Source organism: Paraburkholderia sp. BGA-UO-ETr-F12 (assembly GCF_059567945.1).
On the sequence record NZ_JCAQOZ010000003.1, the window covers coordinates 13917 to 29233 of the forward strand.

The 15317-nt window shown below is 61.9% G+C and carries 16 protein-coding genes; 6 read left to right on the forward strand and 10 right to left on the reverse strand.

Annotation, left to right across the window (positions count from 1 at the left end):
• Window positions 1-50: 50 nt before the first annotated feature.
• Window positions 51-1250, reverse strand: a complete 1200-nt coding sequence (locus AC57B6_RS00210; RefSeq protein WP_029673919.1) for an amino acid aminotransferase — start codon at window positions 1248-1250, stop codon at window positions 51-53.
• Between the two features lie 308 nt (window positions 1251-1558).
• Here AC57B6_RS00210 and uvrB point away from each other — a divergent pair, with 308 nt between their 5' ends.
• The 5 genes from uvrB (at window position 1559) to AC57B6_RS00235 (ending at window position 7341) form a co-directional block, all read left to right on the forward strand.
• Entirely contained in the window at window positions 1559-3652 is a 2094-nt protein-coding gene (uvrB, locus tag AC57B6_RS00215; protein WP_028200346.1) for an excinuclease ABC subunit UvrB, read from the forward strand.
• 319 nt (window positions 3653-3971) lie between these two features.
• A complete protein-coding gene (locus AC57B6_RS00220) occupies window positions 3972-4520 on the forward strand; it encodes an iron transporter (RefSeq protein ID WP_178368795.1) in 549 nt (182 codons plus the stop codon).
• A gap of 143 nt (window positions 4521-4663) precedes the next feature.
• Window positions 4664-4996, forward strand: a complete 333-nt coding sequence (locus AC57B6_RS00225) for a cupredoxin domain-containing protein (protein ID WP_030103365.1) — start codon at window positions 4664-4666, stop codon at window positions 4994-4996.
• Between the two features lie 96 nt (window positions 4997-5092).
• Window positions 5093-5938 (forward strand): FTR1 family iron permease, encoded by an 846-nt coding sequence (locus tag AC57B6_RS00230; RefSeq protein ID WP_496420510.1) that lies wholly within the window; start codon window positions 5093-5095, stop codon window positions 5936-5938.
• Window positions 5935-7341, forward strand: coding sequence for a 4Fe-4S binding protein (locus AC57B6_RS00235; protein ID WP_028200342.1), 1407 nt, complete (start codon window positions 5935-5937; stop codon window positions 7339-7341). Before AC57B6_RS00230 ends, AC57B6_RS00235 begins: the two co-directional genes overlap by 4 nt.
• A 307-nt stretch (window positions 7342-7648) precedes the next feature.
• On the opposite strand, the gene hemP is transcribed toward AC57B6_RS00235, so the two are convergent.
• The 4 genes from hemP to AC57B6_RS00255 form a co-directional block, all read right to left on the reverse strand.
• Window positions 7649-7915, reverse strand: a complete 267-nt coding sequence (hemP, locus tag AC57B6_RS00240) for a hemin uptake protein HemP (RefSeq protein WP_028200341.1) — start codon at window positions 7913-7915, stop codon at window positions 7649-7651.
• 184 nt (window positions 7916-8099) lie between these two features.
• On the reverse strand, window positions 8100-8582 hold the full coding sequence (locus tag AC57B6_RS00245; protein ID WP_028200340.1) for an SRPBCC family protein: 483 nt from the start codon (window positions 8580-8582) through the stop codon (window positions 8100-8102).
• Between the two features lie 69 nt (window positions 8583-8651).
• Window positions 8652-9053 (reverse strand): OsmC family protein, encoded by a 402-nt coding sequence (locus tag AC57B6_RS00250; protein WP_046566098.1) that lies wholly within the window; start codon window positions 9051-9053, stop codon window positions 8652-8654.
• Window positions 9054-9233: 180 nt separating this feature from the next.
• Entirely contained in the window at window positions 9234-10112 is an 879-nt protein-coding gene (locus AC57B6_RS00255; protein ID WP_030103366.1) for a pirin family protein, read from the reverse strand.
• Window positions 10113-10234: 122 nt separating this feature from the next.
• Between AC57B6_RS00255 and AC57B6_RS00260 the strand changes: the two genes are divergently transcribed.
• Window positions 10235-11221, forward strand: coding sequence for a LysR family transcriptional regulator (locus AC57B6_RS00260; protein ID WP_028200337.1), 987 nt, complete (start codon window positions 10235-10237; stop codon window positions 11219-11221).
• Window positions 11222-11624: 403 nt separating this feature from the next.
• Here the strand turns inward: AC57B6_RS00260 and AC57B6_RS00265 are convergent, their stop codons facing one another.
• From AC57B6_RS00265 to murI, 5 genes are all read right to left on the reverse strand, one after another.
• Window positions 11625-12044, reverse strand: a complete 420-nt coding sequence (locus tag AC57B6_RS00265) for an ExbD/TolR family protein (protein ID WP_028200336.1) — start codon at window positions 12042-12044, stop codon at window positions 11625-11627.
• Window positions 12045-12060: 16 nt separating this feature from the next.
• Entirely contained in the window at window positions 12061-12792 is a 732-nt protein-coding gene (locus AC57B6_RS00270; RefSeq protein ID WP_028200335.1) for a MotA/TolQ/ExbB proton channel family protein, read from the reverse strand.
• 28 nt (window positions 12793-12820) lie between these two features.
• Window positions 12821-13549: an energy transducer TonB gene (locus tag AC57B6_RS00275; RefSeq protein ID WP_028200334.1), complete on the reverse strand. Its 729-nt coding sequence runs from the start codon at window positions 13547-13549 to the stop codon at window positions 12821-12823.
• Between the two features lie 247 nt (window positions 13550-13796).
• Window positions 13797-14033 carry a (2Fe-2S)-binding protein gene (locus AC57B6_RS00280; RefSeq protein ID WP_028200333.1) on the reverse strand — a complete coding sequence of 79 codons (237 nt, stop codon included), beginning with the start codon at window positions 14031-14033 and terminating at the stop codon, window positions 13797-13799.
• A gap of 216 nt (window positions 14034-14249) precedes the next feature.
• Window positions 14250-15137 carry a glutamate racemase gene (gene murI / locus AC57B6_RS00285; protein WP_028200332.1) on the reverse strand — a complete coding sequence of 296 codons (888 nt, stop codon included), beginning with the start codon at window positions 15135-15137 and terminating at the stop codon, window positions 14250-14252.
• Window positions 15138-15317: the final 180 nt, after the last annotated feature.

Sequence of the window (15317 nt, forward strand, 5' to 3'; positions counted from 1 at the left end):
AGCCAAGCAAGACAAGGCGCGCGCGCTAAACGCCCGCGCCCTGAAATGTCTTACTTGAGCACGTGAGCAATCGCGTTAGCCACCACGTCGAGGTTGCGCGTATTCAGCGCAGCCACGCAGATACGGCCCGTGCTCACCGCGTAGATGCCGAACTCTTCGCGCAGACGGTCCACTTGGGGCGCCGTCAGGCCCGAGTACGAGAACATGCCGCGTTGTGCATTCACGAAGCTGAAATCGCGATCCACGCCGCTTGCCTTCAGGCGTTCGACGAGACCGTTGCGCATGGCGCGGATGCGGTCGCGCATTTCAGCGAGTTCCGTCTCCCACGTGGCGCGCAGGTCAGCCGATGCGAGCACCGCCGCGACCACCGAGCCGCCGTGCGTCGGCGGGTTCGAGTAATTGGTGCGGATCACGCGCTTCAGTTGCGACAGCACGCGAGCCGATTCTTCCTTGCTTGCCGTGATGATCGACAGTGCGCCGATGCGCTCGCCGTACAGCGAGAACGACTTCGAGAACGACGACGACACGAATACGTTCAGTTCCGATGCGGCGAACAGACGAACCGCTGCGGCGTCGGATTCGATGTTGTCGCCGAAACCCTGGTAAGCGATGTCGAGGAACGGCACCAGATTGCGCGCTTTCACGACTTCGACGATCTGCTTCCATTGGTCGACCGTCAGGTCGACACCAGTCGGGTTGTGGCAGCACGCGTGCAGCACGACAATCGTGCCCGCGGCGTAGCTATTCAGCGCGTTCAGCATGCCTTCGAAGTTCACGCCGTGCGTGTGCGCGTCGTAGTACGGATAGTTCACGACTTCGAAGCCTGCGCCTTCGAACAACGCGCGGTGATTTTCCCAGCTCGGATCGCTGATCGCGACCTTGGCATTCGGGTTCACACGCTTCAGAAAGTCGGCGCCGATTTTTAGCGCGCCCGTGCCACCCAGTGCTTGCGCCGTCACGACGCGGCCTGCGGCGATCAGCGGCGAATCGTTGCCGAGCAGCAGCGTTTGCACAGCGGCGTCATAGGCGGCGATGCCCTCGATCGGCAGATAGCCGCGCGGCAGCGCGGCTTCAACGCGTGCCTTTTCCGCGTCGCGCACGGCGCGCAGCAGCGGAATCTTGCCTTCTTCATTGAAGTAGACGCCAACGCCAAGATTGACCTTGGTGGCGCGCGCATCGGCGTTAAAAGCTTCGTTCAGGCCCAGAATCGGGTCGCGGGGAGCAAGTTCGACGGCGGAGAACAGAGACATGATGGGTGGGCAGCAGTAGTGAAAAGAGGGCCGCTTCGTTCGCGGCGAACCCGGCCGAAGACGTCTGACGGACGATCCGGACGGCGGGCGGGCATCGGCGAGCGAGCGCAACTTGGCATTGTAGCGAATTTGTGGGCAATTTTCGGGCACCAAAGGCCGGCGGACTGAATTTTTTGCTTGAAAAACAGGCATCAAAGCGCCATTTGCTTTCTCTGCGCAGCCCGCTGAACCCCTACGCAGACCCGCTCAGCCCGGGTTCCCGCAACCCGTTAGAATAGTTCTTTGCCTAAGGCCCGGTGCCGCTCCCCATGTCCGAACACCATCTGACTGAACTCGACGAGACGCTCGACGAATCCAAATTCGTCACGTTCGAAGGCTCGCCGTTCCAGCTTTACCAGCCGTACCCGCCCGCCGGCGACCAGCCGACGGCGATCGACACGCTCGTCGAAGGCGTCCAGGACGGCTTGTCGTTCCAGACGCTGCTTGGCGTGACCGGCTCCGGCAAGACCTTCACGATGGCCAACACCATCGCGCGGCTCGGCCGGCCGGCGATCGTGTTCGCGCCGAACAAGACGCTTGCCGCGCAACTCTATTCGGAGTTCCGCGAGTTCTTCCCGCGCAACGCGGTCGAGTACTTCGTCTCGTACTACGACTACTACCAGCCGGAAGCGTACGTGCCGCAGCGCGACCTGTTCATCGAGAAAGATTCGTCGATCAACGAGCACATCGAGCAGATGCGGCTGTCGGCCACCAAGAGCCTGATGGAGCGGCGCGACGTGATTATCGTCGGCACGGTGTCGGCAATTTACGGTATCGGCAACCCGTCGGAATATCACAAGATGATTCTGACGCTGCGCACCGGCGACAAGCTGGGCCAGCGCGACATCATCGCCCGGCTGATCGCCATGCAATACAACCGCAACGAGGCCGATTTCCAGCGCGGTTCGTTCCGCGTGCGCGGCGATACGATCGATATCTTCCCGGCCGAGCACGCCGAAATGGCGGTGCGCATCGAGTTGTTCGACGACGAGGTCGAGACGCTGCAACTGTTCGATCCGCTCACCGGCCGCGTGCGGCAGAAGATCAGCCGTTTTACCGTGTACCCGTCGTCGCACTATGTGACGCCGCGCGACACCGTGATTCGCGCGGTCGAAACGATCAAGACCGAATTGCGCGAGCGGCTCGAGTTTTTCTACAGCAGCGGCAAGCTTGTCGAAGCACAGCGGCTTGAGCAACGCACCCGCTTCGATCTGGAAATGCTGCAGGAATTGGGCTTCTGCAAGGGCATCGAGAACTATTCGCGGCACTTTTCGGGCGCTGCGCCCGGCGAGCCGCCGCCAACATTGGTCGACTACTTGCCGCCCGACGCGCTGATGCTGCTCGACGAGTCGCACGTGCTGATCGGCCAGTTGAACGGCATGTACAACGGCGACCGGGCGCGTAAGGAAAATCTGGTCGACTACGGTTTCCGTTTGCCGTCGGCGCTCGACAATCGCCCGCTCAAATTCAATGAGTTCGAGCGCAAGATGCGTCAGGTGGTGTTCGTGTCGGCCACGCCGGCAGACTACGAGCAGAAAACGGCAGGGCAGGTGGCCGAGCAGCTGGTGCGTCCGACCGGTCTTGTCGACCCGGAAATCGAGGTGCGCCCGGCGCGCACCCAGGTCGACGATGTGCTCGCCGAGATCAACGAGCGCGTCAAGGTAGGCGACCGCGTGCTGGTGACCGTGCTGACCAAGCGCATGGCCGAGCAGCTCACCGAGTTTCTGGCCGACCACGGCGTGAAGGTGCGTTACCTGCACAGCGACATCGATACGGTGGAGCGGGTGGAAATCATCCGCGATCTGCGTCTGGGCACGTTCGACGTGCTGGTCGGGATCAACCTGCTGCGTGAGGGGCTCGACATTCCGGAGGTCTCGCTGGTCGCGATTCTCGACGCCGACAAGGAGGGCTTCCTGCGCGCCGAGCGCTCGCTGATCCAGACCATCGGCCGGGCGGCGCGTAACGTGAACGGCAAGGCGATTCTCTACGCGGACCGGGTGACCGACTCGATGCGCCGTGCCATCGACGAAACCGAGCGGCGGCGCGCCAAGCAGATCGCCTATAACCTGGAGAACGGCATCACGCCGCGCGGCGTGGTCAAGCGGATCCGCGACATCATCGACGGTGTGTACAACGTCGACGACGCACGTGCCGAGTTGAAGGAACAGCAGACTCGGGCGAAATTCGAGGACATGTCCGAGAAGCAGCTCGCCAAGGAGCTCAAGCGCCTCGAGAAGCAGATGATGGAGCACGCCAAGAACCTCGAATTCGAAAAGGCTGCACAAACTCGCGATCAACTGGCGTTGTTGCGGCAGCGCGTGTTCGGTGCGAACGTCGGCGACCACGTGCCGGGCGTCCAGTAACACCTGCCTGTCTGGGCGCGGCAATGTGCCGCGCCTTGTCTTTTCCCGCCTTGCGGCCCGCTGATACCCTCGTCCCGCGCTTTCCTTAAAACTGCCTTAAGGCCCTACTCCCGTAAGGCTTTGCGTGCAGCCGCGTTTGTTCTCCCTGCCGATCAATGATAAACTCGACCAATATTGAGAATGGTTCGCATTAACGTTCGTATTGCAGCGTACGCTGCTGATGTCCGCCGGCGGGGGCACTGGCAAGTGCTGCAACGAGACAAGCGCCGCGCGCTGTTCCAATGACTCGATTCCAGTCTGAAAAAAACAAGGAGTTTCAATGCGGATTTCTTCATTTGTGCGTGGTGGCGCAGCAGCGGTGGCCGCAGTAGCGGCGCTTTCCGCAACGGCTGCGGAATACCCGATCGGCAAGCACCAGATTCAGGGCGGCATGGAAATCGGCGCGGTCTATCTGCAGCCGATCACGATGGAACCCGAAGGCATGATGCGCAAGGCGTCGGATTCGGACATCCACCTGGAAGCCGACATCCACGCGGTCAAGAATAATCCGACGGGTTTCGCCGAAGGCGACTGGATGCCGTATCTGCAAGTCCGTTATGAGTTGACGAAAGCCGGTTCGAATCAGACCCAGAAGGGCGACATGATGGCGATGGTCGCCAACGACGGTCCGCACTACGGCGACAACGTCAAGCTGCAAGGCCCGGGCAAATACCATCTGAAGCTGATGGTCGAAGCGCCGATGCAGACCGGTCACATGGCGTTCGGCCGTCACGTCGACAAGGAAACTGGCGTGGGTCCGTGGTTCAAGCCGATCACGCTCGAATACGACTTCACGTTCGCGGGCATCGGCAAGAAGGGCGGTTACTGATCGCCGAGCGCCGCGCACGCGGCTCGTCGCGGCTCCACGCGCATGACCGCGCGGCCGGCCGTGAATGAGCGAATGAGTGAATGCATGCAGCAGGCGGCGCGCGGACGATGACACTTCCCGCGCCGCGTTTTCCGGAAAGGCTAATGAGAATTAACCGAAAGATCGCAATCCTCGCCATGACTGCGTTGGCAGTTGGGGCCGCGCACGCAGCGGATCTGCCCACCTTCAATCTTGAAATGAACGACGGCAAGCTCAATCCCGTCCGCATCGAAGTGCCGGCAGGGCAGCGCATCAAGATTGCAATTCGCAACACGGGCAAGGGCGCGGCCGAATTCGAAAGCGTGCAATTGCGCAAGGAAAAAGTGTTGGCGCCAGGCGGCGATTCGTTCGTCGTGATCGCGCCGCTGGATCCGGGCGAGTACAAGTTCTTCGACGATTTTCATCAGCAGGCGCAGGGCGTGATCGTCGCGAAATAGCGGCTTGGGGCGCGAACGCGGACCCTCAAGCAAACGGGTGACGCGTTCGCCGGAGCAGTGGCAGGTAAAGCAGTAGCAGGTAGAGGGAGAGCTTGGATGGGTCAGATTCTATTCATCGTGTGGCGCGAAAGTGTCGAGGCGCTGCTGGTGGTCGGCATCCTGTACGCATGGTTGAAAAATGGCGACGACGATGCGCGCCGCGGTTTGCCGTACCTGTGGGGCGGCGTCGCGGCCGGTCTGATCGCCGCGGTCGCACTCGGCGCGGCGCTGGTCGGTTTCACCGAAGTGCTCTCCGGTGACGCGCAGGATTATTTCCAGACCGCGATGGTGCTGGTCGCCTGTGTGCTGATCGTGCAAATGGTGCTGTGGATGAAGCAGCATGGCCGCTCGCTCAAGCGCGACATGGAACAGTCGCTGCAAAAGAGCAAGCGCGATTCCAACTGGTGGGGCGTCGCCTTGCTGGTCGCATTGGCGATCGCACGTGAAGGCAGTGAAACCGTGATCTTCCTGTACGGTCTCGGCTTTGGCCAATCGGGCCATGTGGACGGCAGCCAGATGCTCGCGGTGGCGATCGGTCTCGGTCTCGCGTTGCTGACCTTCTACGTGTTGCAACTGGGCGGCAAGATCTTTTCCTGGCGGCTCTTTTTCCGTGTCACGGAAATCATGCTGTTGTTCCTAGGCGCGGGCCTGTTCCAGACCGGTGTCGATAAGCTGATCGACAAGGAAATCATGCCGACAATCGTTGGCCAGATGTGGAATTCGTCGGCCATCCTCGACGATTCCAGTACCTTCGGTTCGCTGGTCGCGACCCTCACCGGTTATCGCGCTCACCCGGCGCTGATGAATCTGATCGCGTACGCCGTGTACTGGCTGGTCGTCTATCTGCTGGTGCGCCGCGCGAATCGCAAGCCTGCGCAGCAGGCCGCCGGGCGCGCAGCATGAGTGCCGTGATGACACGTCCGGGCCGGCTCGCGGCGGCCGGGCAGTGGATGCAGCGTCACGGCAGCTTGATCCGCGGCATTCAGTGGGTCGTGGTGGCCGTGTACGCGTTCCTGATTCTGGTGCCGGCGGTGATGCCGTTACCTGACGATACCGCGCATCTGTGGAGCAACCTGACGCTTGCCGCGCAGTTCGTGTTCTGGGGCATCTGGTGGCCGTTCGTGCTGCTGTCGATGGTGATGCTCGGCCGTGTCTGGTGCGGTGTGCTGTGTCCGGAGGGCGCGCTCGCGGAATTCGCGAGCAAGTACGGCCGCGGCCGGGCAATTCCCCGCTGGATGCGCTGGGGCGGCTGGCCATTCGTCGCGTTCGGCATCACCACCATCTACGGCCAGATGGTCAGCGTCTACCAGTATCCGAAAGCGGTGCTGCTGGTGCTCGGCGGCTCGACTTTCGCGGCAATGATCATCGGCTTGCTGTACGGACGCGAGAAGCGCGTCTGGTGCAAGTATCTGTGCCCCGTCAACGGGGTTTTTTCGCTGCTGGCGCGTCTCGCGCCGTTCCACTACAAGGTCGATGAAGACGCGTGGCGCCGTTCGTACAAGAACGGCGAGCACGGGCATCGCGTGATTCCAATCAATTGCGCGCCGCTGGTGCCGCTGCGCAATATGAAGGGCGCGTCGGACTGCCATATGTGCGGCCGTTGCAGCGGGCATCGCGACGCGATCGCGCTGACGTGGCGCGCGCCGTCGTCGGAAGTCGTGCAGCTCGGCGACAAACAGGCGAACCCGTGGGACACCGCGTTGATCCTGTACGGCCTGCTCGGTATCGCGATCGGCGCGTTCCACTGGACCGCTTCGCGCTGGTTCATCGACCTGAAGATGTTCTTCGCCAACTGGCTGGTCGATCACGACATCACCTGGCCGCTCGACACCAACGCGCCGTGGTTCCTGTTCACGCATTACCCTGAGCAGAACGACGTATTCTCGTGGCTCGACGGCACGATGGTGATCGGCTACATCCTCGCGACCGCGCTGGTGTACGGCACCGCGCTACTGGTGTTGCTGATGGGCGCGACGCGCATGCTGGGGCGCTTCAATACCGTGCGTCTGCATCATTTGACGCAAGGCCTCATTCCGATCGCAGGCGCAGGGGTGTTCCTTGGCTTGTCGGCGACCACGCTGTCGCTGCTGCGCGCGGAACACGTGCCCTTGTGGTGGGCGTCGGATGTGCGTATCGCGATTCTGGCGATTGCCAACCTGTGGAGCGCGTGGCTCGCCTGGCTGGTCACTCGCCGTTATAGCGAGCGCTTCGTTCAACGCGCCCTCGCGATGGTGTGGTTCGCCGCGGCGCTGGCGGTGGTCGATAGTGCGTGGTGGCTGATGTTCTGGGGCTGGGCTTCGAAGTAGGTCATAACGAGGTTCTAACGCTTCGTGGTGCTGTCGAAACCTGATCGGCGCCGTTCAAAACAAAAGCCGTGGAGATGAACATCCCACGGCTTTTTCTTTTCCTGTCTTGCGATACACGATGTCGTTCGTCTATCCGCATCGAGTGAGAACCAAAAAAGCGGCCTGGCTGGCTGCGACGGCTGGCTTGGTGTCTGCACGAAGGGGTCTAGTTCTCACGTGCAAGCCGTCGTGGCTGGCTAATGCCCAACACCTCTCGAGGAGGTGGTCCCCACAATACCCGGTACTGACTGCGATTCGGTGCTGCCCGTTACTTCGTCAGGATCAGCTTGCCCAGGCGCGTTGCGCGCAGTTGATAGGTTTCGCCGTTATGCACGATGCTGACGTGAGTGTGGCCTTGCAGCAGCGTGTCGCTGCGCACGACCCGATCCGACTTTTCGCTGGCACCGTTGGCGCGATCCGTTGCTGGCTTCGTGGCGGTTGTCGCCGCCGTCGCCGCCGACGGTTTCGGACGGCTGGTCAGCGCGGCCGCCGGGCGGCGCAGGCTGAGGGTTGAAGAGCGCGTGAGATCGGTCATTCGTTTTAGCTGTTGGTCGATTCGATGGACTAATTCTAAATGATAACTATTCCTATTTACAAGAAAGAGAAATTCATCGGATCTTGGTTTCGATAGCTGAAGGACGAAGGCGAAAGAGGCACGCCACCTTCCATCCGGCGGCCTCGCCCGGCACAACGACGCGGGCAGGGCGCCCGCACCCACATCAATGCAACGAACCGGGCTCCTGCTTGGCCACGACGTACTGACGGATCAGCCGCACCGTGTCGATATCGTTTTCGCGATACGCCGACTTCACGATTTCCTGCGTCTGCACGGCGTCCTGGTCGTCGGACACCGGCAGGGTGGTCGTGTATTCGAAGCGAAGGAACAACTGCAGTTCGTCGGGCTGCTCGATCGTCATGGTCAGCGAGCCGCCGACATAGTCCGCCGTCGGCAGAATGTCGTAGCGCACGCTCTGGCGATCCCGCAGCGTGACACGGTCGCGCACGGTGGCCTGGCCATAGTGCAGTTCGCGTTCGAGCGTGTCGGCTTCGCGTGAAAGGATGGTGCAGCTGTCGAGGCCGATCACGAACAGTTGCGGCTGTTCGGCACGGAGCACGAGACCTTCCCACAGTTGTTCGCGGGTCATTGAGTCGACAAGCGGATTCAACGGATCGTTGATCTGGATAAGGTGTTCGAAATTCAAAACGACGGCTTCCTATGAAAGCGTTGCAATAGGCGCGGTCCCGTCTGCCGGTGCCGCGCCTTTCCTGCTTCAGGCGACAGCGGCAAGACCCGAACGGATCGTGATCGAATGCGTGAGGATCTTGTGGACCGGACACGCATTGGCAATTTGCAATAGCCGTTCCCGCTGTTCGTCGGACAGATCGCCTTCCAGCATGATCTGGCGGTCGATCGTCGTGCCCGCGTCGCCGCTTTCAAGCGACAGCGCCACGCGCACGTCGGCAAGCGGCCAGCCCTTGCGCTGAGCGTACATCTTCAGCGTGATCGACGTGCAAGCCCCGAGGCTCGACAGCAGCAGCGTGACCGGCGAAGGCCCGCGATCACCGCCGCCGGCGGACTCGGGTTCGTCGGCGAGCCACGTGTGCTTGCCGTCGTCTAAAAGGACCTGGTAATTCGTCGAACCGATGTGGGCGGTGACGTGGGACTCTGCCATGCGCGCTCCTGAACAGGGACGGAAATCGCCGCGCGCCACAGTCCATCATGGTTAGACGGTATGGCGCGCGGCATAAATTACTATTGTGAACGAATTTACCGGTCTCCGCGCCAATGCGTGGCGGCGCGGCGATGCCGCGTTACCGCAATCGTCAGCGGCAACGCGCATCGGCAGGGTCGATCAGTGCGTGATCGCGCCCATGCGTCCGGCCTGATAGTCGATCACGGCCTGGCGGATCTCATCTTCGGTGTTCATCACGAACGGGCCGTAACGCACGACCGGCTCCTTCAGCGGCACCCCGCCGAGCAGCAGTACTTCGAGCGGCTCGGCGCCGGCGCTCAGCGTGACCGACTCGCCGTCGTTCTGGAACACCACCATGTTTTGCGCATCGATTTCCTGGCGTGCCTCGCCTTCGCCGTAAAAGCCCTTGCCCGACAGGCTATAAGCGAACACCCGGTAGTCGGCCGGCACGGGTTGCCGGATCGTCGCGCCCGGTTGCAGCGAGAAATGCTGATAGAGGATCGGTGTACGCGTTTCAATCGCCGCCTTGACGCCGAGCGCCTCGCCCGCGATGACCTTGACGCGCACCTTGCCATCCGCGGACGTCGCCACCGGAATGCTGGCCGACGGTATCTCCTGATAGCGCGGCTCGATCATCTTGTCGCGGCGCGGCAGATTCACCCACAACTGCAAGCCGTGTACGCGCCCACCGGTGCGCACGAACGACGGGTCCGGCATTTCGCTATGCACAACGCCTGCGCCCGCGGTCATCCATTGCACGTCGCCGGCCCGCAACGTGCCGGAATGGCCGCCCGAATCCTTGTGACCGAACTGACCCTCGAGCACGTAGGTGACTGTTTCGAAGCCGCGATGCGGATGATCCGGTGCGCCTTTGGCTTCGCCCGGCGCATAGTCGATCGGACCCATTTCGTCGAGCAGCAGGAACGGATCGAAATCCATCAGCAGTCGGGTCGGAAACGGGCGGTGGACGATAAAGCCGCCACCTTCGGTCGTGCGAACGGCGGGAAACGTGCGTTCGATCGTGCGCGTCGTGCTCATCAAAGTCACCTCAAAAAATGGGGAATAGCGTTATTTTTGAAACATAGAGCTATTATAGGGACCGTTTTCCTAGGTGCCAGCCGCCCTCACGCAATGGATTGTTCTATTACTGGAACGATGAGATGAAGATCGATTCACACAATCTGAATGACCTGATGTACTTTTCGCAGGTCGTCGAACATGGCGGTTTTTCCGCCGCCGAGCGCGTGCTGGGTATTTCCAAGTCGCGCCTGTCGCGCCGGCTGACCGAGCTGGAGGCGTCGCTGGGCGTGCGCCTGCTGCAACGCTCCACTCGCAAGTTGGCGCTCACTGAAGCCGGTCAATTGTTCTACCAGCACTGTCAGGCGATGCTGAGCGAGGCGCAGGCGGCCGTCAACGTGGTGCAGCAGTTGCGTTCGTCGCCGCGCGGCACGGTGCGCGTGAGCGTGCCGGTGACGGTTTCGCAAACCATCCTGTCGCAGATTCTGCCGGAGTTCATGCATCGCTACCCGGAAGTGCGGGTCGTGATGCGCGTGACGAACCGCGTGGTCGATCTGTTCGACGATTCGATCGATATCGCGTTGCGCGTGCGTTCCGATCCGCCGGAGAACGCCAACATCGTGGTGCGCCCGCTGTGGCGCACGCAGCAGCTGCTGGTCGGCGCACCGAGCCTGTTGCAGCAGAATGCGCCGCCGCTGTTGCCCGCCGATCTCAGCCGTTTTGAAACGCTCGACGTGCCGACCGGCGACGGGCGCCACGTCTTCGATCTGATTGCTCCGGACGGCACGCGCCACGCGCACGAACACGAGCCGCGCCTCGTCACCGCCGATCTGATGACGATTCGTGAAGCGGTGCTGTCCGGTGTGGGTATCGCCGCGTTGCCGGAAATGATGTATGGCAGCGCGTTGCGCGCGGGGCAGTTGTCGCCTGTGATGCCGGGCTGGACGTTTCCGACGCCGCAGTTGTACGCGGTATTCGTGTCGCGGCAGGGAATGGTGCCGGCCGTGCGGGCGTTCGTCGATTATCTGGTTGAAATGCTCGATCCGGACGAAGGCAAGCACATCATGGGCGAGTGTCCGACGCGAAACACACAAGACGCCGCGCGGCCGGCTCTCGCGCTCGCGTCATAGCACTTATTCCGGGTGGCAACATCGCTTTTAGCATTTAAGCGCCGCCTGTCATGAGTACTTTCAATGGCAGTTTGCTTGAATGCGCGCGTCTGCGGGCCTATAGTGAAATCCCTTCGCTAAGGAGTCTCTTATGCGAAAACTCATGGCCTCTATGATAGTGGGCCTGATAGGGCTGACCGCGCTGTCCGTGTCGACCACGGCTGTCGCATGCGGTGATTCGAGCTATCAGTCATCTTCTGACGGTAAGTGATCCCGCCGCCCGAAGGCGCCGAGTGCGCACAAAAAAAGGCCTTCATCTGACGATGAAGGCCTTTTACTTTTAGCACCTGTTTCAAGGGCTATTCTGCTTTTTCGGCAGGCGTTGCTTAACAGGGGCGCGACGCCATGCGTGGAGCGCTTGCCCTTATTTCGTTTTAGGCTGCGTGACGAAGCCGATCTTGGTGAGGCCGCCGGCCTGCGCCGCCGACATCACTTGCGCCACTTTCTCATACGCGACCTTGCGGTCCGCATCCAGATGCAGCTCCGGCTGCGGATTCGCTTGCGCGGCCTCTGCAATCTTCGCGCTCAGCGCCGCGTCGTCGACCTTCTTGTCGTCCCACAACACGTTGCCGTCCGCATCGATCGCGATTGTCACTTGCGCGGGCTTGGTATCTTCCTTCTGACTGCTTGCATGCGGCAGATCGATTTTGACCGCGTGACGAATCACCGGAATCGTCACCATGAAGACGATCAGGAGAACCAACATCACGTCGACGAGCGGCGTCATGTTGATTTCGTTCATCAGGCCGTCGTCATCGTCGCTGGCGAAGGGGCTCATTGCCATCGGAATACCTCGTCGATCAGTGAGCGCGCGTGGCGAGACGCAAACCGTCGCCGCGCTTGGACGACGACAGACGGGCGCCCGTCACGAAGAACGCATGCAGGCCGTGCGCAAAACGGCTCAGCTTGGCGACGATCGCCTTGTTGGCGCGCGTCAGCGCGTTGTAGCCGAGCACGGCCGGAATCGCGACGAACAGGCCGAACGCGGTCATGATCAGCGCTTCGCCGACCGGGCCCGCGACCTGATCGATCGACGACTGGCCGCTTGCGCCGATTGCCAGCAGGGCGTGATAGATGCCCCACACCGTACCGAACAGACCGACGAACGGCGCCGTGCTGCCGATCGAGGCGAGAATCGCCAGACCGCTTTGCATGCGCGCGACGCTGTCATCCATCGTGTCTTTCAGGCAGCGTGTCACCCAGTCCGACACGTCCATACGATCATGCAGATGCGGCTGGGTTTGGTGATGGTGATCGGCGGCTTCCTGGCCCGACAGCGCGAGCGCGAGGAAAGGATTGTCCTGCGGCGTCGACGAACCGCCGCCGAGTTTCTTCACGCCGTCGGCGAGATCGTCCGAATGCCAGAACTGCTGCTCGGCGTTCTTCGTGAGACGGTTCAGCCGCATCACATTCCAGCCCTTGATGGCGATCACGCTCCACGACATCACCGACATGATCAACAGCGCGAGCGCGATACCACGCGTCACGAAATCCCCTTGCGCCCACACGTGCGCCAGTCCGTAGTTTTGCATTGCTATTCCTTCTTTTTTGAAATCCGCCTCAATCGTTCAGATTGAAGTTGTAAGGCTGGGTGTACGCGGCCCGAACCGGCTGGCCGTTCTCGAGATAGGGTTTGCAGGCACTCGCGTGCGCCGCGGCAAGCGCGGCATCGTCCAGACGGTTGAAGCCGCTGCTCTTTTTCAGTTCGATGTTCTCGAGCTTGCCCGTCAGTCCGACCACGAACTTCACATAGGCCGTGCCGGTTTCACCACGCCGTTTGGACAGCGATGGGTACTCTGGCGTGACCATGTTGCAGTCGATGTGCGAAACGTTTTTCGGCGCGGTGATTTCCATCGTCGGCCGGCCGACCGCCGGCGCCGCCTGAACGGGCGGTGCGGCCGGCGCGGGCGGCGTCGGATCAGGCGCCGCGACAGGCGTGGGCGACGGCGCGGCAGCCTCGGGTAGCGGCGTAGGCGCTGGTTTGGGCGTCGGTGTCGGCTTTGGCTGGACTTTGGCTTTGGTATGGACCGGCGGCGTCGGCTTGGGCGGTGGCGGCGCGATCGATTGCAACGCGACGGGCGCGGCCACTGGCGCCGGCGGCAGCAACTGGGCGGTCATGACGCGCGATTCGATTGCCGGTGGCGTGGGGTCATGACGCAGCGTCAGGATCACGGCGAGCAAAGCGACATGAATCGCCGCGACCGCGGCAGTCGCGCTCAAGGCACGGGAGTTCATTCTGAGGGACGAAGCCGGCGTGGTGCGGGCTGAAACGGTATGCGAGGCCTGCATGTTAGCGTGGAGGCGTGCAGTCGATGCGGCACGTCAGACAAGACATCGTCATTTTCGGAAGATCAGCAGCGAAATGAACAAAGTGGTCACGAAACCTATCAGCAATTCCATCTCGAACTCCTTTTAACGGATGAGCGGGGTAGCTGGCTGGTACGGATACTGGCTTGCTGACGGCAGTGGGATAACGCGTGAAGCAGTGGGGCGGCAAGCCCCGGGGCGCGGCATGGGCCACGCCCTGAAAATGGACTCAGGCGGCCTTGCGTTCGTAAAACGTCAGCGGCACGGGTTGCGAGTGATGGTCGAAGCCGCAACGGCTCGCGCACACGCCGCTTTCCATCATGACGTCGCGCACGGAATCCGCGCACTTGCCACAGCAGCTAGCGACGCCGAGTTCGAACTGGAGTTCGTCGAACGAATCGACGCCTTCCGCGATCGAGGCACGGATCTTTCGGTCAGAAACAGACTTGCAGACACAGACAATCATGGCAGGGCGTCATAGCTAACGTTAATGCGAACTATTATCATTTTGATTGGCCGGTTTGGCAAGCGTCCTGCATCATTTTTTGTAACAAAACCAGACTCTTAGAAGGGTTTCGTCTAACGGAGCGGCTGGGGCGCGGGTGGCGGGAAGAGGGCAGAAACGTCCGAAAACCATGCGAAAAGGCCGTCTGGCGGCCCGAAGCACGGCGGGCGAGAGTCTTTATGCGGCTTGGGAATCCGGCGCGGCCGTGCGGCGCGATGGGATCACGACCCGGTCGACCGTTGCGTCGATATGCAGCAGGGTCGCGGCAAGTTGCTGCTGATGCGCGCCGTCGTCGGTCGAATAAAAGCGGGCCGGAACAGAGCCGGGGCTTGCCGCCATGGCGCGCAGCCCATGCTGATCGAGTACCCGTTCCAGCTGACGCGCGATGGCCACGCTCGTGTCGATCAGCATCAGCCGGTCGCCGACGATATCGCGGATCGCCGCGTCGAGAAACGGATAGTGGGTGCAACCGAGCACCAGAGTGTCGGCGCCGGCGTCGAGCATGGGCTCCAGGTAGCTGCGCAGCAGGGCGCGCAGTTCAGCGGACCCGACGTCGCAGCGTTCCACCGCCTGCACGAGCCCGTGGCCCGGTTGGCAAAGAAAACGGCAGTCACTGGCGTAGCGCTCGAGCAAGGCCTGGAAGCGCGCGCTGCGCAACGTCACCTGAGTGGCGAGTACGCCGGCAACACGTGTTTTCGACTGCAGCGCGGCGGGTTTGATGCCCGGTTCGACGCCTACCAGCGGGATCGCCAGCTTTTCACGGACCAGCGCGATCGACTGTGCGGTCGCCGTGTTGCACGCGACCACCAGCGCTTTCGCGCCTTGTTTGGCGAGCCATTCTCCGATTGCGAGGGTGCGATCGGCGATGAAGTCGTCGTCGCGTTCGCCGTAGGGGGCGTAGAGCGAGTCGGCAACGTAGATGAGCGCCTCGTTGGGCAGTTGCGCCCGAACCGCCCGCAACACCGACAAACCGCCCAGACCCGAATCGAAAATGCCGACCGGCGCTCGTGAATTGTCACCGGAGTTGGCAATTCCGACACTCGAAGACGGCGATTCTGTGGACATAGGCGATAAGGAGACGCGCGGCGCACCGGTCACGGGAAACTCACGAAAACGGGGAAGTGCGCAAGTATATCGCCCGCACGGCGCCTGCTTTGGCAAACGGGCCGACTCGCTTGCCGGCTGATCACCAGCCAGGCGGGATCGCGTATGAGCAGACCCATGAGCCGGCGCGCGGGTTCTACG

Excerpts from the sequence above, each read along its gene's own strand:
- AC57B6_RS00280 (WP_028200333.1), bottom strand. The coding sequence starts at position 14,033 with ATGATTGTCTGTGTCTGCAAGTCTGTTTCTGACCGAAAGATCCGTGCC.
- AC57B6_RS00250 (WP_046566098.1), bottom strand. The coding sequence starts at position 9,053 with ATGGCAGAGTCCCACGTCACCGCCCACATCGGTTCGACGAATTACCAG.
- AC57B6_RS00255 (WP_030103366.1), bottom strand. The coding sequence starts at position 10,112 with ATGAGCACGACGCGCACGATCGAACGCACGTTTCCCGCCGTTCGCACG.
- AC57B6_RS00210 (WP_029673919.1), bottom strand. The coding sequence starts at position 1,250 with ATGTCTCTGTTCTCCGCCGTCGAACTTGCTCCCCGCGACCCGATTCTG.
- AC57B6_RS00225 (WP_030103365.1), top strand. The coding sequence starts at position 4,664 with ATGAGAATTAACCGAAAGATCGCAATCCTCGCCATGACTGCGTTGGCA.
- AC57B6_RS00265 (WP_028200336.1), bottom strand. The coding sequence starts at position 12,044 with ATGGCAATGAGCCCCTTCGCCAGCGACGATGACGACGGCCTGATGAAC.
- murI (WP_028200332.1), bottom strand. The coding sequence starts at position 15,137 with ATGTCCACAGAATCGCCGTCTTCGAGTGTCGGAATTGCCAACTCCGGT.
- AC57B6_RS00260 (WP_028200337.1), top strand. The coding sequence starts at position 10,235 with ATGAAGATCGATTCACACAATCTGAATGACCTGATGTACTTTTCGCAG.
- uvrB (WP_028200346.1), top strand. The coding sequence starts at position 1,559 with ATGTCCGAACACCATCTGACTGAACTCGACGAGACGCTCGACGAATCC.
- AC57B6_RS00220 (WP_178368795.1), top strand. The coding sequence starts at position 3,972 with ATGCGGATTTCTTCATTTGTGCGTGGTGGCGCAGCAGCGGTGGCCGCA.
- AC57B6_RS00270 (WP_028200335.1), bottom strand. The coding sequence starts at position 12,792 with ATGCAAAACTACGGACTGGCGCACGTGTGGGCGCAAGGGGATTTCGTG.
- AC57B6_RS00275 (WP_028200334.1), bottom strand. The coding sequence starts at position 13,549 with ATGCAGGCCTCGCATACCGTTTCAGCCCGCACCACGCCGGCTTCGTCC.
- hemP (WP_028200341.1), bottom strand. The coding sequence starts at position 7,915 with ATGACCGATCTCACGCGCTCTTCAACCCTCAGCCTGCGCCGCCCGGCG.
- AC57B6_RS00235 (WP_028200342.1), top strand. The coding sequence starts at position 5,935 with ATGAGTGCCGTGATGACACGTCCGGGCCGGCTCGCGGCGGCCGGGCAG.
- AC57B6_RS00230 (WP_496420510.1), top strand. The coding sequence starts at position 5,093 with ATGGGTCAGATTCTATTCATCGTGTGGCGCGAAAGTGTCGAGGCGCTG.